A 24,002-nucleotide genomic window follows, 5' to 3' on the forward strand; every position below is an offset into this window, starting at 1 on the left:
AGCGGCAACATAAATAAATATGTCGTACATTTGTACTTCAAATATATGACTTATTTAACAAAACAAAAACCTCTCGTATTTTTTTTAAATTTGCCTATATTCTTACATGATTTTCGTCCGCAACCACCCCAATAGTTTTCAAATTTTACCTTCAATACTATGCAGCTCACCAAAATAAAACCGATCGAGAACCTGACACAGGTCGACAAGATCGAGCAGGCATTGCAAGAATATTTTGAACGTGCCAACCTCCAGCCGGGCGACTCCATTCCCAAGGAAATGGACCTGGCCAAAGCGTTGGGTGTCAGCCGGACTGCCTTGCGGGAAGCCTTGTCGCGGTTCAAAACACTGGGTTTGATCGAAAGCAGAAAGAACAAGGGCATGACGCTTTCCTTTCCCGACCTGTTTTTGAACATGGAGCGGGTGATGTCGCCCAAGTTGCTCGGCGGGCAAACTCTCAATGATATTTTCGAACTGCGGCTGGTGCTGGAGATTGGAATTTGCGAGCTTTTGTTCAAACGCAAGAACATCCAGAATTTGCTGGAACTGAAAAGCATCGTGGAGAAGGAAGAAAAAGCCACGAACAAAAAGGAGATCCTGAAATATGACATAGAGTTTCATTCCATGCTTTATAAAATGTCGGGCAATGAAACCATGCTGCGGTTTCAAAAACTGCTGATCCCCATCTTTAACCATGTGTACCAGGAGTTGCACCTGGAAGAACAGCCCCTGCGAAACAACGAGATCACACACCGGGACCTTTACAATACGCTGAAAGACGGCGACCCGGATGAGTTCCGCACGAAAATGAAAAAACACCTGAGCCCCTATCTCAAGGATATTATTTGAGGAACAACTTCATTTGCTTCGAATGAAAAAGGTGATGGGCATTTACCATCACCTTTTTCATTCAGGTATTCTTGCCAAAGCTGTTTACGCCAGCGGAAAGGCTTTGCTATCTACAATGGCAAACGTTGTGATCTTTTATTTCTCCTTCAACCGGAGTTTGACCCGGTAGTAGGAAAACTTCCGGCCGCCTTTGTCATAATCGCTGTGCACCATGTTGGTGGCATAATAGTAAAGCCAATACGTGTCTTTCCCGGCAGCGACCAGGCCCGGTGCCACAATCCCCCAATTGGCCTGTGCTCCGTCCAGCAGGGCACTCGTCAGGTCAACACTGGTCAGGATGGGCTGCCCTTTGTACATATAGGCAAGCCCAAATTTGATGGCGTTGTTCTTTTCATTGAAGAATGTAGGAAACAAAACATCCAGGTCAGCACTCACATTGGCAGCGGCTGGGTTGTAGAGGTGGGGAAAATCGCTGCTGAAATCCGCAGTTAAAATATTGTGCGGCGCCACCAGGGTGTTCCAATTGATGTCCGTCACGGCCAGGCCAATGGTGCGATACCGAATGTTGTTTTGCATTTCCCAGTGCCGCAGGTAGATATAATAACGGTTATCGCGACGGATAACGGAAAACTGAGAATCGTGTTTCTCATTCCAGAGCACCCGTTTGTTGACCCAATGAAGCCCGTCCTTCGACTCTTCGATAAAGGTTTTTTCCCTGAACTTGTCTGTGCTGTCTTTGGCCGTATAGATCATTTTATACGGATAAACCGCTGCAGGCTCAATGAAAACATCCTGCTCGACAATGCCATCTTTTTGCGGGTGTCCTGTTCCCCGCAAGATGTTGTTTGGCTGGCCCGGCACTTCTTTGATCCAGTGTTCGCCGTCGGTCGAATGGGCATAAACAAGGTAATCAGAATAATCGTCTTTGCGGCGGTTGTCCCAGGACGAATACCACATTTGCCATTTATCACTGCCTAGTTTTAAGACTTTGAAATACCCCATCATCTGCTCTTCCCAGGGGAGCGTTTGGGTCAGCACCGTTTGCCGGCTGCCCTTTACAACATCCAGCGTAAACGGCATATCAGCCGTACTGTAGCGGACAAAAGTACGGGAGCTGGCGCATCCGAGGAAGAGAATACAAATACTGCAAGTCAAATAAAAGAAAAGACGCTTCATGCTTCTTGTTTGGTTCGTGTATAAATCAGCAGAACGGAACATGGCCGCTACAGGTAAAGGAACGATCGTCGCAAATGTCCAGGTGCTGGAAAAGCAGGCGGGCCATTTCCAGGTGGCCTTTCCCGTTGGGGTGCAAGGGATCGTTCCGCCATTTTTCAGCCACAACCTTTTCCTGATTGACCTCCCAGGAACGCCAGTGATCAATCAGGATCAGGTTATGCTGGTCGGCTAGTTTCCGCATTGTTTCAACAAAGAAGGGCAAATCACTTCGCTCATTCTTCGTTGGGTCAGCCCCCATTTCAATCGTGTTCGGCGTTTGCAGGACCGGTATGGCCTTGAGAGCACGGATCTTCTGCACCAGTGTTTCGAGATTTTTCCCGTATTCTTCTACCGGGATACGGCGGCTTTTGGCCGCATCATTGGTGCCGATCATAAGCGAGACCACAGCGGGTGAAAACTGGGCGATCCGCCAGTCGAAATCGGCAAGAATTTCTCTGGTTGTCTGGCCGCTGACGGCCGTATTGATGATAAAATCTCTGGAACGGTTCATTTCAAACCGCACATGTTCCGAAAAAATTTCCGGGTACGAACGGTAACCCAGCGTGTGCTTAGCCCCTTGCGTTATGCTGTCACCGGTAAAGATCCATTTCATCGGTTTTTGCCTGTCAGCGATGGCGGCCTTCAGTGCCTGCAGATCGTCAATCTGCCTCGTGGCTGCCTTCACTGGCGAACAGGAAGCCAGGACCTCCTGACCCAACAGCGATGCCGCACCCAAAGACAAGGCACTACGGAATGATTTAACTAGGAAATTTCGCCGGCTTTGCGTTTGCTCATGCATGGTTCTGCCATTTAAAAAATAAATGTACGTACATATGTACTACATATTTACACTTTTCTTCCCTATCTTTATTCGCAGGTAGAAACCGCCAAACTTAACCCAGAAGATTTTGCTCGCCAAAGCCAATCATACCCACTTCGATTCCTTTGTAGCCAAAGCCAGCTTTGCCGGGCCGCATGTCCTGATCATTGCCGGCGTGCACGGTGATGAAGTAGAACCCATGCTGGCAGCCATCCGGCTTTCCAAAACACTTGAAGGCAGTTTGAAAAAAGGCCGTGTCACAATCGTACCGGTAGCCAACCAATCTGCTTTTGCACGGAACAGCCGTGTTGGAGAAGACAACCTCGACCTGGCGCGGACCCTGCCCGGCAAAAAAGGAGGAAGTGTCACGGAAGAACTGGCTTATACCCTAAGCCGGGTGATCGAAAAAGTCGATTTCCTGCTTGATCTGCATACCGGTGGTGGCCTTTTTGATATCCTCCCCCTCACCGGCTATCTCTTGCACCCTGATGAAACTATCCTGAAACAGCAACAACAAATGGCGGAAGCATTCAATCTGCCGGTGATCTGGGGAACCGACAGCCAGGTGCAGGGACGGACGCTTTCGGTGGCCAGAGACTTCCGCATCCCGGCTATTTACGCCGAGTGCAGAGGAGGCCTTTCCGTCAACAAGCAAACAGTTCGGCGGTACGAAAAAGGCTGCTTGCGTGTGCTGGCGGCGCTTGGTATGACTGCTCCAATCAGCGGTTCGGCCAATAAGGTGGATTACTGGCTGGAAGACAACAACCCCGGACAGGGACACCTGCAGGTAAAGCTGCCTTCGCCGGCGTGCGGCATCTTTCTTCCGGCCGTTAGCCTTGGACGACAGGTTACGAAAGGAAAGCTGCTGGGTCAGATTGTCAACCCATTGACACAAATAAAAACAAGTGTCAGGGCCCCGGAAGACGGGTTGGTTTTCATGCTGCGCATCCCCGCTATCGTGCAGGAAGGCGATTCTCTTGGCGGTATCCTGCCCATCACACAAAAAGGCAAAAAACGGATTCATGCAAGCTAACGTAGCCATCATCACAGGTGCATCGAGAGGAATTGGCCGGGAAACAGCCCTGGCCTTTGCCGCAGCCGGCTATCACACAGCCGTTGTTGCCAACAACCAGGCGGCGCTGGACCAGGTAAAACAGGAAATAGAAACCCATTACCAAACCCAATGCCTGGTCTGCGCCGGCGATTTGCACGACCTCACCTTCACGCAGTCGATTGCAGCAACGGTTCGTGAGCACTTCGGCCGGATTGATGTACTGGTCAACAATGCCGCCTGGCGCACCATTGAAACGATGCGCACCATTACCGCGGAAACCTGGGAAAAAACGCTGCGGATCTGTGTGACGGCACCCGCCTTTCTTGCACAAAGCTGCGCAGCGTTGATGGAAGAAAACAGCTCGGGTGGCTGCGTGATCAATATTTCCAGCATCATGTCGCAAAAGGCTGGTGGCAACAGCCCGGCCTACATAGCCAGCAAGGGTGCGATGGAAAGTCTCACAAAAGAGTTGGCCGTGACCTATGGCCGCAGCGGTATCCGGGTGCTGTGTGTACGGCCCGGCGTAATCGATACGGACATGAGCAGTGACTATGTTTCGGAAGAAGGCGACGACATCAGCCGGCTGATGACCGACGAGTTGTTACAACTGACACCCGTTTGCCGAAAGGGAACAGGCCAGGATATTGCCCAGGCACTGGTCTGGCTTTCTTCGCCTGACGCCGCCTATATCACCGGCTGCGACCTCACCATCGATGGCGGCCTGTCGGCGAACTTCAGCAGCTATTTTATTAAAAACCTTCAATTCCCAAAAGAATATTGAAAACGGTTGTACACGATAAAAAAAACGAGATCACCATTTCCAGCCGGTTTTCGATTGGCGAAGGCCATACACCATTGATCCCATCCCGCTTTATCGGGCCATCAATGGGACTGAAAAATCTTTATTTCAAGCTGGAAAATTTAAACCCGACAGGCTCATACAAAGACCGGTTTGCGGCAGCGTTTATTGGAACACTCCTGCAGAAAAAAGTCCCCTTTTGCCTCGCCACGTCCAGCGGCAACACCGGTGCGGCGCTTGCGGCTTATTGTGCCGCAGCCAATATCCCTTGCTACGTGGTGGTTGTGGACAATGCACCCGCCGACAAGATCCGGCAAATGCATGCCTATGGCGCCAAAACCCTGATGGTGGGAGGATTTGGCATCAACACCGGCATTACCAATGCTGTTTTTTCCGGACTGGAACAACTGGCAAAAGCTAAAGAAGTTTCCCTCCCCATAAGTGCCTATCGTTATTGCCCCGAAGGCATGCAGGGAGTTGAAAGCATAGCAGAAGAAGTCCTGAGAGACTTGAACCGAGAAGTTGATCACCTGTTTTCACCAGCAGGTGGTGGAGGGCTCACGTTGGCTGTGGCCAACGGCGTTCTTTCGTCTGTCACTCCAACGTCGTGCAGAGTGCATTGCGTGCAGCCCCTTGGCAACAACACCATCGCCGGTGCCCTGCGCAACGGACTTGCCAACGCAGTGGAAGTGCCGAGATCAACCACCACTGTCAGCGGCCTGCAGGTGCCGGGCATCCTGGATGGCAACGAAACGCTGCAACGGTGCCGGCAAACAGGCGGAACCGGGTTTGTAGTGACTGACGAAGCGGTTTACAACATGCAAACAACACTGGCCCGAAAAGAAGGCATTTTCTGCGAAGCTGCAGCAGCCGTTAGCGTCAGTGGGCTCGCCGAAGCCGTGCAAAATAGTGAGGTTGAGCCAGACGACACCATCGTTTGCCTGATCACCGGATCGGGTTTCAAAGACATGAATTCACCGGCCAGAAATACAGGGACAAAATCCATCGAAACAAAATATTCTGTTGACAATCTATTCCAATTTTTAGCAACCATATAAGCAAATGACCCAATTTAAAAAGCAACTACAAGGCGTGTGGCCGGCCATGTTTACCCCGGTGAATAACGAGGGCAAACTGAACGTAGCCGAACTGGAGAAACTGATCGAAATGCTGGTCAAGGAAGGTGCCGATGGCCTTTACATCCTGGGCTCTACGGGTCAGGGATTTCTTTTCAGCGAGGCCGAAAGAAAAGAAATTACGGAGTTGGTGGTGCAGATGGTACGCAAACGAGTTGGCGTGATCGTGCAGGTGGGTGCCATCAGCACGGAAGAAAGCATGCGGCTGGCCTGCCATGCGGCAAGAACCGGAGCCGACGCCATCTCTTCGGTCGGGCCAATCTATTACGGGCTTTCCGGCAACATGGCGTTTGAGCATTACCGCAGAATATCCTTTGCCTCCGACCTGCCGTTTATTCCTTACCAGATTGGCCATGCCACCAACAAAGTCCTGATCGAAAAGCTCATGGACATTCCCAACATTGTCGGCATGAAACTGACCACGCTGAATTTGCTCGAGATCAGCAGCGTGTACCGGCAAACGGGAGGCACCTGGCAATTGTTCAGCGGCGCCGATGAACTGATCTGTCAGGCAGCGCTGTGCGGGACGGCCGGCGCCATCGGTTCGACCTACAACGTGTTGCCTTCTTCTTTCAAACAAGTAAGGGAGCGTTTCCTGGCCGGCGAAGTAGCAATGGCCAATGAGTTCATGCTCACTTTCCAAAACCTTATTGAGGACATTCTCCCGGTGATCTGGTCGTTTTACCGGCGGGCCATGATCCTGAAGCACAACATCGACATTGGCGATCCCAAACCACCCCTGCTGGCACAGCCGCTTCGGTGGAACGACGAACAAATTCTTCAGATGGTTAACAGCCTCGAAGAGATCGTCAGCCACCATGTAACCCCAATGATAAATCACTAATCATTACACCAATGAGTATACGTTATTATAAAGGCGGCGACATGCCGGATAGTCACCTACCCTTCAGTCCCGCCGTGGAAGCGGGGCCTTTTATCTTTATTTCCGGCCAGGCTTCCGTTGACAAAAACGGAAAGATCGTCAACGACAGTTTTGAAAACGAATGCCGCCGGTCTTTCGAAAATGTGCACAGCATTTTGCAGGCCACCGGTCTTGATTTCAGCGATGTCGTTCAGGTCAGAAATTATGTCGGCCGCCAGGAAGACCTCCAACGTTTCAACGAGATCTACAGGGAGTTTTTTTCGGAACCTTACCCTGCCCGTACAACCCTGATCGGCTGCCTGGGTACCTTGCTAAAATTTGAAGTGGATGTCGTTGCCTACCGGAAGCCATAAGACTTTTCGCATTGCCATCCTGGGCATCTACCACGAGTCCAACACCTTTGTTCCGGCGTCAACAACGCTGGCGGATTTTCAAAACAGCCGCTGGCTGAAAGGAACTGCCCTTTTGGACGCCTATCGCAATGCCTTTCATGAACTGGGTGGTGCCATCGAGGTTTTTTCGGAAACCAACGTGGAGATGGTGCCGGTGTTTTATGCAGAAACAACACCCGGTGGAACCATCACCAGCGAGGCATATGCGGCTTTGCAAGAGGAGTTGCTGAACGAACTGGCAAGCGCCTTGCCGGTTGACGCCTGCTTTGTGGTGCCGCACGGCGCCGCCGTGGCCGAAAACCACCGGGACATGGATGGCGAATGGCTTTCTGCACTCCGGCAGTTCCTCGGCAAAGCAATACCTATTGTTGGTACACTGGACCCCCATGCGAATGTCAGTCCGCTGATGGCTGGCGCTACACAGGCACTGTTCCCGTACCGCACCAATCCGCACATTGATCAGCGGGAAACCGGTCGCCGTGCTGCCCATTTTTTGCTCTCAATCTTACAGAACAATAGCAGGCCGGTGCAACGTCTGTGGCAGTCACCAGTTGCCATCAGCATTGAGCAGCAACACACGGAAGCGGATCCCTGCAAAAGCCTGTACCAATTTGTGCGATCGCTGGAAGAAAAATATCCCTGCACGCAGGTTGAGATTGCACTTGGTTTTCCCTATGCGGATGTACCCGAAATGGGCACCTCTCTGCTTTTGATCAGCGAAAACGGCAACACAGATTTTGAAGCAATCGAACAAGAGTTGACTGCTTATTTTTTGCAGCACAAAAAAAGCTTTGCTGCGACAAAAAAAACGGTTGAAGAAACCTTGCAGCGAATACCAAGTAGCCCGAAGCCTGTTTTGTTATTGGACATGGGCGACAACGTTGGTGGCGGCAGTGCCGGCGACAGTACCTTCCTGCTCGAAAAGCTGGAAAGTACAACCCACAAAACACTCATCTGCCTGTACGCTCCCGAAGCAGTAGCCGCTTGCAAAAAACAAAAAGATGAACAAGCATTTCTACTCTCGTTTGGCTGCCATCCGGAAAGCGCTAAAGCATTTACAACAATATCTACCCTGCTCGGCCGCTACGATGGAAAGTTTGCAGAAGAAAAACCAAGGCACGGAGGACAGAAGACATTCGACATGGGAGACACAGCCGTGATCAGAACAGAAAAAGGGAACACTGTCCTCCTGCACAGCAAGCGCATGCCGCCGTTCAGTCTTGCGCAGATCACCAGTTGCGGCATCGATCCAAAAGACTTTGATGTGATCATTGCAAAAGGCGTCAATGCACCCATTGCAGCATACAAAGACGTTTGCCCGACGATTTTACAGGCCAACACACCCGGTGTGACACAGGCCGATATGACACAGTTTCTCTATCAGCACCGGCGAAAACCCCTCTACCCTTTCGAAAACGTTGACACATGAGAAAAATCACTGGCCATACAAAACTCTTTTCACTGCCTTTTTACACGGAAGGGCCTGTGGTAGATGAAATGGGAAACATCTTTGTCACAACCCTGCAGGGCGGCACCATTCTGAAGATGGCGCCGGGCAAAGAACCAGTGGTTTGGGCACACCTGACTTGCCCCAACGGACAGGTGCGGCTGCCCAACGGTGACCACGTGGTTTGCGACTGTCAATCGGCAGCGCTGGTACACTTTACTTCGTCCGGCGAATTCCTGCAAAATGTCATAAAAGACTTTTGTGCCGGTATGCCCGTGAAGACTCCCAATGATGTCATTGTCGATAATGCCGGGAATCTTTATTTCACAGATTCGATACGTCATGAGGGCAGCGTTTTTTTTATTGGTGCCGATGGTTCTCAAAAAGTCATCGCCAGCCAGCTTGACTATCCCAACGGACTCGCTTTGTCCAAGGACGAAAAAACGTTGTTCGTCGCGGAAAGTTATCAGAACCGTATACTTGCTTTCGAACTTTCATTTGACGGCCAGAAGAAAGAATCAAATGTCTTTGCCAACTTACCCGAACACCCTTCAGGTGAGGCGATCAACAACCTGCCCGATGGAATCAAAGTGGATGAAGAGCGTTGCCTTTGGGTAGCCCATTACGGCATGGGAAAGATCCATCGCATCCTCCCTGATGGAAGCATTAGCCAGTCCATCGATCTGCCGTTTCCTCTAGGGAGTAATATTTTTATCAGCAATCAAACAATCATTGTCACTGGCGGTTACGGTGAACCCGGGCCGGGTGGCGTTTACCAAATAGCTTTGGCCAATGAATGAGCCCCTAACGTTATCGAAGCTGACCCTCGGCACCGTGCAACTGGGCCTGCCCTATGGCGTGGCCAATACGAGTGGTCAGCCTGAGACAAGCTATAGCCACGAGTTGTTGCAGTTTGCACTTGACAAGGGCATCCGCATACTCGACACCGCCAGAGCGTATGGCAATGCGGAGCAGGTCATCGGCAGCTTCGCAAACCGGAAATACTTCACCTGCATTTCCAAGTTCAAATTAAGTCCAGAAGCACTCGATAATCCGTCGCTGGCCATAGCGGAAGCAAGACAAAGTGCAATCACCTCCTGCGAAATGTTGAACGTCGATTGCCTCCCGGTTTTGTTGTTTCACAAAGGACCTGAGGAGCCAATTGAGAAAGTTGCCTCTCTCCTGCCCCTCATCTTTAAAACCTTGAAGAGTGAAGGGCTGATTGGTGAAGGCGGGCTTTCGGCTTACACACCGGATGAATTAATATGTATACGGGACTGGGAAACCATCCGTTCGGTTCAGGTGCCGATGAATGTTTTCGACACGCGGTTACTGCAAGGAAATCTTTTGCAAACACTTGCTGAAAAGAACGTTCGCGTTTTTGTACGCAGCGTGTACCTGCAAGGCTTGCTCCTGATGGAAACGCACCCACCGCATTTATCTTTTGCAAAACCCTATCTTGACCAACTGGAAGCAATAGCAAAAAAAGCTGATCGGACCATCAAAGAACTGGCCTTTGCATTTGTAAGAGATACACCCGGTGTCAGCAGCATCGTGGTAGGTGCTGAAACAATCGGGCAAGTGCAGGAGAACATCGAACTTTTGGCAACACCGCCGTTGCCCGAACACATAACATCCGAAATCAAGCAGCGTTTCGCTGCCGTACCGCTGGATCTCATCACACCGGCACGTTGGCCGCAAAAACAAACAACATGAAGGTAACCGAGCTCTATCATCTTACGGGGAAAACGACGATTGTCACTGGTGGCACCGGGCTGTTTGGCAAACCCATCTCTTTTGCCCTGGCAGAAGCCGGGGCCCACGTAATCATTGCGTCAAGAAACGAGGAAAGCTGCAAAGCCGTTGCCCAAGAAATCAGGCAGAACGGCTACCAGGCCGAAGGTGCTTTTTTAGACCTAGGTGATGAAAAAAGCATTCTGGCGTTGGTTGACAAGGTTACAGCAATGCACAACCGAATTGACATACTGGTGAACAATGCTGTCTCGCGGGAAAACTATAAAAAGCTGGAAGAAACGACAGCCGAAGACTGGGAAACGGCGCAACACATCAACGCCACCGGTTTAATGCTCATCAACAAAGCCGTGGTGCAGCAGATGGTGAATCAGGGAAAAGGCAGCATCGTCAACATCGGTTCCATACAGGGAGCGGTGGGTCCAAACTTCGAAGTTTATGGATCAACGGGCATGACAAGCCCACTCAATTACACGTATGACAAATGGGGCATGGTGGGCCTTACCAAATGGATGGCAAATGCTTATGGCAAACACAACATCCGCGTGAACTGCATCAGCCCCGGTGGCTATGGGCCAGGCATTGAAGCCTCGTTTGGCGAAAATGAATTCACTGAAAATTACAAGCGGCTGACGCCCCTGCGCCGGTTTGTCTACGATGACGACATCAAAGGTCCCGTTGTCTTTTTGGCTTCAGAAGCATCGGCTTATATCACAGGGCACAATCTTCTTGTTGACGGCGGCTGGACAAGCTGGTAGAACCAATGTTTGCGATGGAAAAAACAACAACGCCTGCAGAAAAAAAGGAAACGCTTCCGCCCAGGGCCTGGCTGGCGGTCGTCCTGCTTTTTTTTGTCGGTCTGCTCAATTATCTCGACCGGAACACCATCACCACCATGCACACGTCCATCACCGTGGCGATCCCGATGTCGGATAAACAGTTCAGCCTTCTCACGGCTGTTTTTCTTTGGGTCTATGGACTGTTCAGTCCCTTCGCCGGCTACCTGGCCGACCGCTTTGGCCGCAGCCGCATTATTATCACCAGCCTTTTTATTTGGTCGGCGGTGACTTGGCTCACGGCACATGCTGCCAATTTTGAGCAGCTTTTGGCTACCCGGGCACTGATGGGATTGAGTGAAGCCTGTTACATTCCGGCGGCGCTTGCCCTGATCTCCGACTACCACAAAGGCTCAACGCAATCCACAGCGACAGGCATTCACATGGCCGGCGTTTTTATCGGTGCCAGCCTGGGTTTTGTTGGCGGCTGGATCGCGGAAGATCATAGCTGGAATTTAGCGTTTACCATTTTTGGTGGCATTGGAATCGTGTATGCGATCGTGATCGCGTTTTTGCTGAAAGATCCACCACAAGAAAAGCTAAATGATCCCGCTTCAACTCTTCCGGCTGAACAGGGTAATTTTTTCAGGACGATCAAAGAGTTATTCTCCATTCCTTCGTTTTACGCGATGCTCGCCTTTTGGAGTTTACTGAGCATCGTCGCCTGGTTGATCACCGCCTGGCTGCCCACGTTTTACCTGCAGCGGTTCCATCTCTCGCAGAAGATGGCCGGCGTCTATGCAACGGCTTACCTGTACCCGGCATCCGTTGCCGGTCTTGTGCTTGGCGGGATTATGACCGATCAATGGAGTAAAAAAAACCGGCGGGCCCGCATGCTGGTGCCGGCACTGGGGCTTTGCGTCGCAACACCAATGGTTTTTCTGGCAAGCGATACAACAATCCTTACCCTTGCCATTTTATTTTTTATGATCTATGCCTTCACCAAGGCCTTCAGCGATACCAACATGATGCCGATCCTATCCACCATTGCCACAAAAGAAAAACGGGCAACGGGTTACGGCATTTTAAACCTGTTTAGCTGCATTGTCGGTGGCATTGGTATCTACGCCGGCGGCTACCTGCGGGATGCGGAGGTGAGCTTCACCACCATTTTCCGGTGGGCTTCTTTTCTGATCCCGGTTTGCATTGTGCTTTTACTCCTTATCAAGTCGAAAAAATAAAAAGCTTTATGCCTGTCGAGAATCGCTACCAAAAATCATCTGACCTGTTGCGCCGAAGCAAAAACGTTCTTGCCGGGGGCGTGTCATCTGAATTCCGGAAATACAATCATCCGCATGCCCTGTTTTACACCCACGGTTGCGGCAGCCGAATTTATGATGTGGACGGCAACGAATACCTTGATTTTACCCTGAGCCAGGGACCGCTCATTCTGGGACATTCGCACCCAAAGGTGCTTGCGGCCATCAGCGATTATTCGGAAGAAGGACAACTTTTTGCGGGGCAACATATCCGGGAACTGGAGTTGGCCGAAACCATTCAGCGACTTATCCCTTCTGCCGAACGGATGCGCTTTTGCCTGGACGGCTCGGAAGCCGTGCAGACTGCCTTGCGCATTGCCAGGGCAAAAACCGGCCGGCCGAAATTCCTGCGCTTTGAAGGGCATTACCATGGCTGGCTGGACAATGTGGCCTGGGGACTTTCCACTCCATCGCCGGAAGCATTGGGCTCACAGGAACACCCAACTGTTTTTCCCTGGAGTGCGGGACTTGCGGATGGCGCAAAGGATGAATTCGTGATCCTTCCCTGGAACGACGCTGACCTGCTGGCAAAAACCCTTGCCGAACAATACCACGAAATTGCTGCTGTCATCACCGAGCCTGTTATGTGCAACAACGGCTGCATTGAACCACGCGAAGGTTACCTTGAGGAGATGCGCCGTCTTTGCGATCAATATGGAATTACGCTCATTTTTGACGAAGTGATCACCGGTTTTCGCCTGGGACTGAGCGGAGCACAAGGACGCTTCAACATCACGCCTGACGTGTCCATCTTTGCCAAGGCCATTGCCAGCGGCTACCCGATCAGCGCCATTGTGGGCAAACAAGAGTGGATGCAACTGATCGAAGACGGCACGGTGATCCATGCAGGCACGATGAACTCCGGAAACAGTTCGGTAGCTGCAGCCCTTGCCACCATCAACGTACTGGAAACAGAAAACCCTTATCCCCGGATGTATACGCTGGGAAATGAGCTGATGGAAGGCTTACGACAACTTGCTTCGGAAGCCGGCCACAACCTGCTGGTGCAAGGACCCGGGCCTGTTTTTCACACGGGCTTTACCAATGCAAATTCCGTAAACGACTTCCGCGACACACTGAAATATGATAAAGCAAAACTAAATCGGTTCATTAGCGGCATGCACGACAGAGGCATTCGTATCATTGGAAGAGGGCTGTGGTATATCAGCGCGGCTCACACAAAGGATGATATCTCGCTGGCTTTGCGGGAAGCGAAAGCTGTACTGAAAACCATGATTTAAAAAGTGATCTGCAAAAGCGAGCGGGCGGAAAAAGGCAGTTCTGCTGATAGCCGCTACAGACAAGAGTTTCAGCCAAAACAAAAAAAGGCAACTCCTCAAAAATATGGAGTTGTCCCGTCAGGTGGAGCTGTGCAAACAGTATCAGCACTTTTGACCCGAGATAGAAAACCAGGAGCAAACCTTCGATGAATTGCACGTTCAAGCGCAATATGCTGACTTGCTAGACTTGAACGAAAAATCGATATTCTGTATTTAAATACCCGGCGTGTAGCCGGCCACGGCATTTTATACCACCAGATTCGTTACCGTGACTTCTTTGGAAGCAATAAAAATTATTTTGTTGACAGTTTGCGGCACATGTAAGCCTCTCAAAATAGACAAACAAAAAACAGTATATTTTTTTTTGCATAAACAGACGGTTTAGGCCAGCGTGGCTTTCTTACGTACGTCGAACCGCAAGCACCCAGATCACCAGCTTAAAAAATGCATGCCTTTTTCTCCACTGTTCTTGCACCAGAACAAAAAAATTTCTGCAATCCAATCCAGGCCTTCATTTCCTTCGTCCATTTTTTCCAACTCCTCCCAAAACCGCCGACTGTTATCCAACAACCGGGTGAATTATCGAGGCTGCTCCTGCCCTGTTGAACTATTTCACCCCCCAATCAACAATCGCATGCAAAAGAAATATCGACTCTTTTGTGGGTGAAATTCCTGCCTGTTTCTGAGTTTCGTGCTATTCGCCGTTTCAGGCTTTGCTTCCTCGCACCGGGCCTCCCCGCCCATTTCTCAGCGAATCACAACAAAGGAAACCTGCTCCTGCCTGCCGTCCGGCGCAGCCAGCACAAGCGTATAAGTTCCGCCAGCAAGATCCCTGGCCGAGACTGGGTATACAGCAAGGCCGCCACTGTATTGCACTGCCTGAACCCTCAGCAACTGGCCGCTGGCCGTAAAAAGGCGCACTGTGTAGCGGCCCGGCGACTTGCCGCTGAGGACCAGGTTGGTGGTGGCAGCTTTAACCGGGTTGGGAAAAACGAAAGCCGGCTTTCCTTCCGGTGTGACAGGAAGCGCACGGGCCTGCCTTGCCGTTGCCGCGGCCGTTCTGAAACGGATCACAAAACGCCGGGGGTCTTTACTCGCACTGTCATTTGTGAGCCCAAACGCATAATCCGTCTCCTCTCCGGTGAGCGGCACTTCCGTCTCCTGCCGGCTATAGCGGTCGTAAAGGACAGCCTTTGGTCCCTGGGCCAAAAAGCCGGAACCCTTGAAGGTAAAATGATACCCGCGTTCAGCCGCATTCCAAAGCCGCAGTTGCAGGGAATCGCCGCTCTGGACACCACCCCTGCTGGCAACGATCAGGTTTTCCGCCCCGTCAGGAATCGAGAGGTTCTCTTCGATGTTGGCGAGTTTGGCAATGCCGCCACACTTTTCCGGCGAGGCGCCATACTGCGCCAGTACACCGTCCAGCCGGATGTTTTCACCGTCCACCTGTGCATAAAGGTTCACGCTTAGTTTGGCCACTTCCGTTCTCACCTGGCGGAAAACGGAAAAGCCGGGCTGTCCGTTGGATTTATGGGTTTCCTGCAGGGTGAGGGTGTTTCCAGTGGCCGCATTGGTTGCCGGCACCACGAAAAAGCCTTCTCCGGAACCAATAATGGGTTCGATGGCAGAACCAGATCCGGTGCCGCCGGCCGGTATGGCCTCGTAACCGCCGGTAGCTGACGGCTGCATGACCATATAGCCCCCGCTTGTTCCCTGGCCGGCATTCCAGATCCAGTAGTAAGGTTGAATTTTGGTGCTGTTGTCAGCATACAGCTTTCTGAAATCAAGCGGTGAGGCATAGGGGTTGCCAACCAGGACATGGCTATACGTTACCGGAACAGGGATGGTGTAGGCCACGGCCTGTTTCAGGGTTCCTTTGGCGCGGAGCGTAGTGGTCCCGCCTGCGGTGCCGGTCGATACCGTGCGGTCGCCGCGAATAAAGACCAGATAGGCTTCAAGATTGGAAAAGCCGGGGCTGATGGTATTTTCTAATGGCACCCAGTTGGCGTTGATGTTGCTGTTTGAGGGAACGTATTTCCTTATAGAAGCCGAGCTGCCGGCAACAGCCGTCCAGAAGTCGAAACCATTGTCAGTGGCCGTAGCGGAAGTTCCCTGGGCATTGCCGGTGATCAACGTGCCGTAGCCACTCATCTCGTTATTACTGCCGTTCCAGGAACGCCCTTCCTGCCAGGCATCGTGAACAGAGATCCCGGCAACAGGGGAGGTCACCAGCCGCCAGCGACGGTTGCTAAAAGCCGGGATATAGCGTTCTACTGTTACCTTGCCCGTGATCGCATTGCCGGTGCTGCTGCCGTTGTTGGTAAGATCACTTACTCTTGCCGTTGTGGCCGACCCCGACTTCAGGGTCAGGTAATCATTCGTGGCCAGGGTCTTGTTGCTCACCGCACCAAAGCTCAATGCCCCGGTCAGGTTCAGCTCACCCGCAAGGTTCACATCGTTGCTGATCACCAGGTTTTGCACCGTATTGCCGGCAAACAGGCCGGCAGAAAGGGTTTGAACCGTACTGCCGCTGAATTCAATGGTCCCGGCTGTTGCGTCGAAGACGCCGCCGTTGTTGGTAACACTGCCAAATATCTGCAGTTTGCCGTTCACGGTGAGGTAGGGGCTAAAGCCGCCACCGTTAAGGGTCAGGTTGCGCACTTCGCCGGTGACAGCCGGTTTGATGGTGGGATAGCCGTCGATCACATCAGCGGGGATCACCGCATCGGTGGAACGGGTGGGCACCCCGCACGACCAGTTGCTGGCCACCTCCCAGGCGGTACCGCTCGTGGCACCGGAGCCGGGCAAGGGGCCCTGCCAGGTGGTAACAGAGGGAGGAGCGGTAGAAACGGTGACACTGTTGGACGCCAGGTTGCCACAGGGGGCATTGCTTTTGACAAGCACGGAATACGTGCCGGCATCTGTCGCCGCATCATAGGTTTTCCGGTATTCAGCACCGGTGGCGCCGGCAATGGCGGCGCCGTTCAGGTACCACTGGTAGCCTGCAGCATTGGTGGCCCCTACCGAAAGGATCATCGTGCTGTTGTGGCACACAGCTTTGGAAACCGGCTGTTTTGTGATCACAGGCGGCTGGTTGACAGTCAGCACAGCAACATTGCTGTAGTTAACGGGACAGGCAGAGGGTCCACCCAGCACGGCCCGGTACTGGTAACTGTTCATACTGGCAGCCGCATTGCTGATGGTCAGCTTTGTCGACGTCGTGCCGCTTGTGTTTATGGTGTAAATGCTGTTGCTGGTCACGGTGGTCCAGGAACTGCCGTTGTCGGTGCTTACCTCCCATTTCAGCGAACTGGCATTGGAGGCGTTGAGGGTAATGGTGGCTGCCCCACTGGTACAAACCGAAACAGATTGCGGCTGGGAAGTGATGGCTGGCCCGTCAACGGCGGTAAGCAGGCCTTCCATGGTGTTAGTACAACCGGTAGCATCATCGGTACCGGTGACCTTGTAGCTCCATTTCCCGTCGGGGGTTTGCACAAACTCGAGGGTTCCTCCTACCCCCGGCACGGTAAAGTTTTGTCCCGGGGGCGTGTTCCCGCCCGGGTTGACAGAGTTGAAGGTATACGTGACGCCTTCCTGCGAGCCGCTCAAGGTAAAGGTAGCCGGAGTACCGTTGGTGCAAAAAGCACCGGTAGCTCCATCCGGCCCAGTCAAGGTGAACGCAGTGGGTAGGTCATTGATCTTGATGCCGGTGGTGGCCTTCAGGTCCGAACAGCCCGTACTGGCCACCGTGTACAAAATCGTGTAGGTTCCGGCGGCACTGTTGGTCACATCAATCACACCGGTCGTGCTGTTGATGGAAAGGCCTGCCGGCGTGGCGGAATAAAGGCCGCCGCCAACGCCACTAACAGTGGGGCTTGCCGTAGTGTTGGGGTCTTTGCAATAAGTAGTTTTAGGATAAGTGATGGTTGCTACAGACGGGCAGGCATAACCGCGGATGTTTACGCCTTTCAGATTAAACCCCGTGTTTTGTGTTGCCAGGCCCCACACATAGATACGTACAGAAAGAGTTTGTCCTGCGCTAACGGTGAGATTTGGCGAATTGAGGGTGGTGGTGGCCCAGGTGGCGGTTGGAGTGAGCGTGTTGCCCGTAAAGACAGCGGTAGTGTTTGTAGACAAAAAATACTGAACCTGAAAAGAGGCGTTTGTAGATGTCCCATCTGAAAGATTGCAGGAAAAGCTGAATTCGGAAAGGGTAAAGGCAAAGTTGTTGGCCGGTGAAACGGAGAATTCAAGGTAACCGGATCTGGCCTGGGAAGTCCCGTTCAGTTTTGTGAACGTTGCGCCTTTGTCGGCAGAATACACTGCATTGGAAGCACCACTGACAACCAGGTTTCCAGCCGTTAGATTACCGGCGACGGTAGCCGTACCACTGCTGGTCAACGGCCAGGAGGCGGAACTGTTCTGCGCCGATGCGGCCCCGAACAGCAAGATACAAAGAACGGTGGCCATCACTTGCAACCGGTGCTGGTTGACAAAGCAGGCCCTGAAAAAAGTACGCAATACGGTTTTTCCTGCGCCTGTACGCAGCGTGATCCTGTGTTTCATAAAGACGAATTTGACACGCGAAGTGTGATTTCTTACGGATGATCTTTCGCAGGAAATTGGCGAAAACGCGGCCTGTGCAAAAAAGATTTACAGCGAGGGAGCAGTTTTCATTTGGGTTTTTCAGGGGACTGGACGGGTTGATTATTAAATAAAGGTACGGTTATCCGAAAGTTTGGATTTGAGGCGCAAAATAAATTAGGTTTTTGAGTTTTACAACTTCCCTTGCAGCTGCAACGCTACAGTCATAAAAACGGCAGCGCAGTATAGAAAGCCGGTTGCGCAGCTGCTTTTACTTTGGTCAGCCCCTAGGTTGTACAACAGCTGGTAAAGAGTGGTTACAGGGTTGACGTATGCGAAGAACTGCAAGTCCCAGGAATAGAAAATGACATTACAAAGAGGCGTAAAAGACCTGAATAAATATCAGTGCATTTTTATAAATTTTGCGGCTAAAGGCGGCTTTCTTTACCCTAGATAGTGCTAGGAAAAGGTTGTTTTGGTATTCACTGATTTCTTCACAAAGCTCGGCTTCCCCTTCGACAGGCGGCAAGGAACTTCGGCATAAAAAAAATACTTACCCTAGAAGTGGCGCTGGCCGTCACATTGTACGGAAAGAAAGCTGGAATAAACCTTCGATACAACGAAGGTCCAGGTGCTCGAATCAGGCCATGATAAAGACAAATTTGGACTTGAGCTACTAAGCAAAGAAGTCAGTATTCTGTATTTTGCACGGGAGAAAAAAGAAGGCAGGATAAAAATCCCGCCTTGTTATATGTTCCAATATTCATCAAAAAGTCCAATAACAAATTTCCAAAGACTGCCCCTCTTTTACCCACAACAATTCAACGTCTGACTGCCGCATGACCGAAAAAAAGCCCCCTCCTTTTCAGAGGGGACCTCTATGCGAAGAATGGGAATGGGTACCTTGGTTTCAAAGAGACAGCGTAATAGGGCGTCCGTTTTACAGGGTCAAAAGCCACACAGCCTGGTGATGTAGCCTGACACTGCTTTTTCATTGCGTAATGGACAAAAACGGGTAAAGCCGTGGGTAAGAAGGCGGGCAAGGCAAAAGGTTTAATGCCGGATGAAAGTTTCCCTGCCTTAGATTTGCCCCCTCTTATAAGCAGTTAGTTTTGGTTACGCCCCTTGTGTCTACAAGGGGTTCTTTTTTTCTCTGCCTGGTCCGTCGTAGTATACAATGACCGAAGCCAAGAAAGCGTAATTCGACAGTTACAATATAGCGGAGGCAAAATACCTGCAGCAGTAACTGGTGGGAAGAAAAGCCGTTTTACAGGAGAGCGGTGTGAGCAATTGGGCAGCTTTTCTTAGCGTGAATGTCGTTGAGAGATTAGTTGTACTTACCGTCTACGCTATTTAAATAAATACACATCGGGACATTTCCTGTCTCCACCCGGACATTTCCTGTCTTTTATACTACAGACCCTCTATGAAGAGAGGGTCTTGCTTTCCGGAAACTATTTATTATTAGGGAACTGGCAACAAAAAGCCCCAACTAGAAAGAGGGGGCTACGGATTAAACTTAAATGAAATGAAGGGTAAACATAAAGCACAGCCCGGTAAAATCAAAGAGTCGATATAGAAAACCAATAGAATATTGAAAACCAGCGCCTTGGATTTCATTAGGTGCTGCGCAATAAATGAATGTAAATGACCTTTTAAGAAAAACGATAATCGAGGCAAACGCAAAAAGGTTCAGGACTGTCCTGTGCTTTGTGATATAAAAGAAAAGGCCTGCTGTTGAAACAGAGGCCGATGATTAAAAACAAAAATGAGCGATGCATGGCATAAAGATCAACTCCTGTACCACGGATCAGGTTGGGAATAAAATGTCAATAGGCCGTGTCTTCCCTTTGCCTTGGACACAGCCAGGAAAACAAAAATCCCTCCTTATGGGAGGGACAGGCCTGTACTGACGGATCGGTTTACGTAACGTTTTCGTCTACTTGTTTTCTTGGGGTATATCGGATCAATAACGGGCTTTCAAGGGAACAAAACGGAGAATTGACAAGGCAGTGTTCTGGCATACCTGCTTCTCCATCGGTAGGCCGGCCGTAAGGCTTCAACCAACCGCTACCGCAAACCTAACGGAATTCTTGGCAAGAAAGAAATCGGATTCATATACAGAACGGCACAACTATGCCAGTGAAGGCAGATGTGAAAACTAGCCTGAAACGCAATTATTCTACTCCCCTGTTCGGGAATGCTGCAGGATGGGCGGTTTTCCGCCTTGAAAGTTGAATGGAAAGCTGCGTCACTTCGTGGCGTTTATCCCGGAGGTCTTTCCACGGCACACCGCTGAGCAGAAGTGCATTGAGTTCCTGAAGTTTCGTTTCATAGAGAGTTTGCATGACTGCAATATCCAGGGTACTCCATTCTCGTTCCATGTTCCAACTTCCTCCCGTGTTTTGTACTGAGATCAGTCACAAACAAACAAAAATGGTGCTAAAAGGTCTGCCACGACAGTCAAAAACACGAGATTAATAGGCTTCAAACCAATCCGATAGTTTACGAAAGGAAGCCCGGCCGTCGGTGCCAAGGAAAAAGGATGCCACTCATTTCCCATATCGTATAGGACATAAAAGTCGATTTGGAGTCCTTAAATGGACTTAAACAGATCAAAGACACCATGGATAAATACCTCTATGACCAGATGCACGAGCGGCTGCAAACCCGAAAGGCCAAACAAATGAAAAAGCTCCGATGGGCTACCGTTGAACCGGTGATCGGCACGCTGGTGAACTCTTTGGGCATACGCCGGGTGAACACCAGAGAGATCAAACCGGCCAACAAATGCGTGCTGATGGCATCGGTCTGTTAAAACCTCAAACGCCTGCTCAAATGGACAAGTGAAAACCTCAAAAACACCGAAGAAACACTTGCAAACTGCTTTTTTATGCTGTGACTTCTAACAGCGCAGCAGATCAGAAAAAGCTGGCTGAAGGTGGCTGTTAGTAGATGAAGAGCCAACAGGATCCAAATAAGCGAAAACAGATTTTAAGAACTGAGTTGTGCAACAGCCACTGCTGTTAGCAGCGTCTGGAAGGGCTATCGAACTCTTAAAGTCCTTTCTTGACCTTCTTCGGGGAATATATAAAATTCCATTGTCAACTTACCAGATGTAAATAAGGTTTCACCGACAAAGTCAAACGGTTGAAGAATGACAGTATCCTTCTGTGTTATAGCTTCAGCAAAACAATACCTGTAAGTTTTCTCCACTTTGATAGGCTTAGTTAGCTTTCCGCTCCTTACTTCATTGAAGAAGTAGTCCTTGCCCGAAATTTTGACGTGAAGTGATTTAAAATCCTCTCGTGAGCTGTTCTTGAAGTTCACATAAACGCCTTGTGGCTTTTTGTCAAACCCACATAGTAAGAGAATAAATACTATAAAACAAACTATTTGTCTCATATAAAAAGTCTGGTTGCAACGCTGCTAACGGTTTACGTATTAGCGATGGGAAATTTGAAAAACGTCAGCTCAACATTTGTACAAAGGCCGATAGAATTATAAATGTTGAGCTTATTACTGTCAGGCCCCTATTGCTGCAATACGCTCCTATGTTTACAATTGAGTAAATTCAGTTAAGGGGATCAATAACATATTCGAAAGAACAAAGGGCGGAATAAAATGTTCAATACGCTTGTTAGCGGTTCGGGCTTTCTTGTCTCACTGTTATATTTCTTATTTGTCAACACGTTTGTAATGGAGTTGTGTTAATCCTGTGTCAAATGATTTTACGCTTACAAATTCAAGTTGCTGTTCAGGTCTGTTGTCATTAAATAGTCTTATCCCATTACCAACCAAAATCGGTATAACGGAAATAATAAATTCATCTATCAAGTCGTGTTGTAAAAGCTCATTGATAATTTCTGCTCCACCATCACAATAAATGTTTTTTCCGTTTTCAGATTTTAGTCGTTGCACCAAGTCCGTCAAATTTCCTGAATAAAAGTTGGTTCTACCAACACTTGGTCTTTCAGTTCTTGTTATTACATACACGTCTCGCTGTCCATTGTCGTAATGAGAAGCACCAATTTCTTTACGTACATAATCATAAGTCTTTCTACCAATAATTAAAGTGTCGATGGTTGCCGTGAAGTCCGCATAACCGTAATCTTCTCCTTCCTTTTCTACTAATTTCAAAAAACTAAGGTCGTCTTTAGGTTTGGAAATGTAGCCGTCTAAACTTGTTGCTATAAAAAGAGATAATTTTCGCATTTTTCTTTTTTAAGTTCTTGTTGCATTATCTGTCTGGGTCGTCCGTCGCCTGACCGCTAACATCTACCGGCTTGCTGCTGTGCTGGATTTCAGCGTTCGGTCAGCCAAAACAAAAGCCGATAAATGTTTTATTGTTCAAGATAAATTCTTTAGCTGAATGATGTTGTGTCTGCCTGAACTGCCGCCCATTGTAGTACAGGTGATGAAGTTTATTTGTCCGCCAGCATAGCGGGAACCCGTTGTGAGTGTTGCGGAAGGCAACTAACCGGCAGTTCCTCCCGAAGCAAAACAGGCGATCGTCACTTTTACTACCATTGCAATCATTGTGGGCAGCAACGTATTCGTGCTCAAAAACGCACGACATCATGGCAAACATTCTTTTTGAATTTAAAGTAAACGGACAGGCAAAGGAACTTTATGAAACCATAGTTAAAAAGCTGCTGCCAAAAAAGCAAACCTAGGTACGCCCAATTGCCAAAATACAGGCCGAGATCAAACAAGTGCAAAGCCGCCTTGATGCACTCGATGATAACCTGATGGACAAAGTTATTGACGCGGCCAGCTATGCCAAAGCTAAGACCCGTTTTACCACAGAGCTACAGAAGTTGTAGGCAGAACTAGAAAGTCAAAGTTCCACTTTAAGTGAGTTTCAGAAGTTTTTAAAGACAGGCATTCATCTGTTGGAAAACCTGCCGGATTTCTACCGGAAAAGCAGCCTGGAAACAAAACGAGAAGTGGTGTGTTCGATCTTTCCTGAAAAGATCCAAATTTCTGAAAACAAGAGTCGACCACCAAAAATCAACAAGGCCGTTCTGCTTATATCCGCCATGGACAAGGGTTTCAACTCAAAGAAAAGGGACAACTCTTCAAAAATTTAGAGTTGTCCCTTCAGGTGGAGCTGACCGAACAGTTATCGAACACCTTATTGGAAGAATTAATAATATTTTTCAGCTAAAACATTGATATTGTGATATTTATCTCTCCAGCCATTTTTCCTCCTGGTGTTCGATAATTGTCCGGTCAGCTATCAGGCCATTTGTGTGCAAGTCAGAAAAACAGGAACAAACCTTCGTTCTATCTAAGGTCAGAGTGCCCATTTAGCCGTTCATGTAAACTACTCAAGCCAATAGAGTAAAAGAACCGGAAAAGCCATTACACAGTGCATAGCTCGGTCAGCTACCCGCCTATTTTATCACCACCTCGGCTATTTTTGCGTAGCAAGTTGTTGAGCACCGAAAATCCCATTCCACTTCTCTCCTATCCATTTCCATCATTGGCTGAATCGAGCGATGTGACCTTCGATCTATCGAAGGTGGATGTACACTATTCTGCGCGGCAACCTGAAGCGCTTAGAAAAGCAAGTCATGCATTGAGGGAGAAATATCCATACCCTAATTATTGGGGAGGATTTATCTGTCAGGGTAAAAATGAGCCAATTAGATTGACAGAGAGTGAGTAGAAGTTCAAGATGGAAAGATGCA

General features: G+C 49.8%; 19 protein-coding genes. 13 read left to right on the forward strand and 6 right to left on the reverse strand.

Features of this window, described 5'->3' with window-relative positions:
* Positions 1–159: 159 nt before the first annotated feature.
* A complete protein-coding gene (locus D6024_RS23390) occupies positions 160–849 on the forward strand; it encodes a FadR/GntR family transcriptional regulator (protein WP_121357237.1) in 690 nt (229 codons plus the stop codon).
* 135 nt (positions 850–984) lie between these two features.
* On the opposite strand, the gene D6024_RS23395 is transcribed toward D6024_RS23390, so the two are convergent.
* Positions 985–2,025 carry a hypothetical protein gene (locus D6024_RS23395; protein ID WP_162944973.1) on the reverse strand — a complete coding sequence of 347 codons (1,041 nt, stop codon included), beginning with the start codon at positions 2,023–2,025 and terminating at the stop codon, positions 985–987.
* A 25-nt stretch (positions 2,026–2,050) separates the two neighbouring features.
* Positions 2,051–2,863, reverse strand: coding sequence for an SGNH/GDSL hydrolase family protein (locus tag D6024_RS23400; RefSeq protein ID WP_121357239.1), 813 nt, complete (start codon positions 2,861–2,863; stop codon positions 2,051–2,053).
* A 109-nt stretch (positions 2,864–2,972) separates the two neighbouring features.
* On the opposite strand from D6024_RS23400, the gene D6024_RS23405 reads away from it, so the two are divergent.
* The 11 genes from D6024_RS23405 to D6024_RS23455 are packed head-to-tail and all read left to right on the forward strand — an operon-like array spanning position 2,973 to position 13,683.
* Positions 2,973–3,917 (forward strand): succinylglutamate desuccinylase/aspartoacylase family protein, encoded by a 945-nt coding sequence (locus D6024_RS23405; RefSeq protein WP_162944974.1) that lies wholly within the window; start codon positions 2,973–2,975, stop codon positions 3,915–3,917.
* Complete coding sequence (locus D6024_RS23410) at positions 3,907–4,719, forward strand: SDR family NAD(P)-dependent oxidoreductase (protein ID WP_121357241.1); 813 nt, start codon at positions 3,907–3,909, stop codon at positions 4,717–4,719. Before D6024_RS23405 ends, D6024_RS23410 begins: the two co-directional genes overlap by 11 nt.
* Entirely contained in the window at positions 4,716–5,795 is a 1,080-nt protein-coding gene (locus tag D6024_RS23415) for a PLP-dependent lyase/thiolase (RefSeq protein ID WP_162944975.1), read from the forward strand. The genes D6024_RS23410 and D6024_RS23415 overlap by 4 nt, the downstream gene beginning before the upstream one ends.
* 4 nt (positions 5,796–5,799) lie before the next feature.
* A complete protein-coding gene (locus D6024_RS23420) occupies positions 5,800–6,717 on the forward strand; it encodes a dihydrodipicolinate synthase family protein (RefSeq protein ID WP_121357243.1) in 918 nt (305 codons plus the stop codon).
* Between the two features lie 11 nt (positions 6,718–6,728).
* Positions 6,729–7,109, forward strand: coding sequence for a RidA family protein (locus tag D6024_RS23425; protein WP_121357244.1), 381 nt, complete (start codon positions 6,729–6,731; stop codon positions 7,107–7,109).
* On the forward strand, positions 7,084–8,577 hold the full coding sequence (locus D6024_RS23430) for a M81 family metallopeptidase (protein ID WP_121357245.1): 1,494 nt from the start codon (positions 7,084–7,086) through the stop codon (positions 8,575–8,577). The genes D6024_RS23425 and D6024_RS23430 overlap by 26 nt, the downstream gene beginning before the upstream one ends.
* Positions 8,574–9,395 (forward strand): SMP-30/gluconolactonase/LRE family protein, encoded by an 822-nt coding sequence (locus tag D6024_RS23435; RefSeq protein WP_121357246.1) that lies wholly within the window; start codon positions 8,574–8,576, stop codon positions 9,393–9,395. Before D6024_RS23430 ends, D6024_RS23435 begins: the two co-directional genes overlap by 4 nt.
* The gene (locus D6024_RS23440; protein WP_121357247.1) at positions 9,388–10,311 is read left to right on the forward strand and encodes an aldo/keto reductase; all 924 of its coding nucleotides are present in this window, start codon (positions 9,388–9,390) and stop codon (positions 10,309–10,311) included. The genes D6024_RS23435 and D6024_RS23440 overlap by 8 nt, the downstream gene beginning before the upstream one ends.
* Entirely contained in the window at positions 10,308–11,105 is a 798-nt protein-coding gene (locus D6024_RS23445) for an SDR family NAD(P)-dependent oxidoreductase (RefSeq protein ID WP_121357248.1), read from the forward strand. The genes D6024_RS23440 and D6024_RS23445 overlap by 4 nt, the downstream gene beginning before the upstream one ends.
* Positions 11,106–11,119: 14 nt before the next feature.
* Entirely contained in the window at positions 11,120–12,364 is a 1,245-nt protein-coding gene (locus D6024_RS23450; RefSeq protein ID WP_205573355.1) for an MFS transporter, read from the forward strand.
* 8 nt (positions 12,365–12,372) lie between these two features.
* On the forward strand, positions 12,373–13,683 hold the full coding sequence (locus D6024_RS23455; RefSeq protein WP_121357250.1) for an aspartate aminotransferase family protein: 1,311 nt from the start codon (positions 12,373–12,375) through the stop codon (positions 13,681–13,683).
* Positions 13,684–14,469: 786 nt separating this feature from the next.
* Here the strand turns inward: D6024_RS23455 and D6024_RS23460 are convergent.
* Together D6024_RS23460 and D6024_RS23465 are read right to left on the reverse strand one after the other, a co-directional pair.
* Entirely contained in the window at positions 14,470–18,288 is a 3,819-nt protein-coding gene (locus D6024_RS23460; protein WP_121357251.1) for a T9SS type A sorting domain-containing protein, read from the reverse strand.
* 2,195 nt (positions 18,289–20,483) lie between these two features.
* On the reverse strand, positions 20,484–20,654 hold the full coding sequence (locus tag D6024_RS23465) for a hypothetical protein (protein ID WP_162944976.1): 171 nt from the start codon (positions 20,652–20,654) through the stop codon (positions 20,484–20,486).
* A gap of 278 nt (positions 20,655–20,932) precedes the next feature.
* Between D6024_RS23465 and D6024_RS23470 the strand changes: the two genes are divergently transcribed.
* Complete coding sequence (locus D6024_RS23470; protein ID WP_162944977.1) at positions 20,933–21,124, forward strand: transposase; 192 nt, start codon at positions 20,933–20,935, stop codon at positions 21,122–21,124.
* A gap of 227 nt (positions 21,125–21,351) precedes the next feature.
* On the opposite strand, the gene D6024_RS23475 is transcribed toward D6024_RS23470, so the two are convergent.
* Both D6024_RS23475 and D6024_RS23480 read right to left on the reverse strand, forming a co-directional pair.
* Positions 21,352–21,711 carry a hypothetical protein gene (locus D6024_RS23475; protein ID WP_121357254.1) on the reverse strand — a complete coding sequence of 120 codons (360 nt, stop codon included), beginning with the start codon at positions 21,709–21,711 and terminating at the stop codon, positions 21,352–21,354.
* 273 nt (positions 21,712–21,984) lie between these two features.
* Complete coding sequence (locus D6024_RS23480; protein ID WP_121357255.1) at positions 21,985–22,521, reverse strand: dihydrofolate reductase family protein; 537 nt, start codon at positions 22,519–22,521, stop codon at positions 21,985–21,987.
* Positions 22,522–24,002: the final 1,481 nt, after the last annotated feature.

It is taken from the genome of Flavisolibacter nicotianae, assembly GCF_003628535.1.
Lineage (GTDB): Bacteria > Bacteroidota > Bacteroidia > Chitinophagales > Chitinophagaceae > Flavisolibacter > Flavisolibacter nicotianae.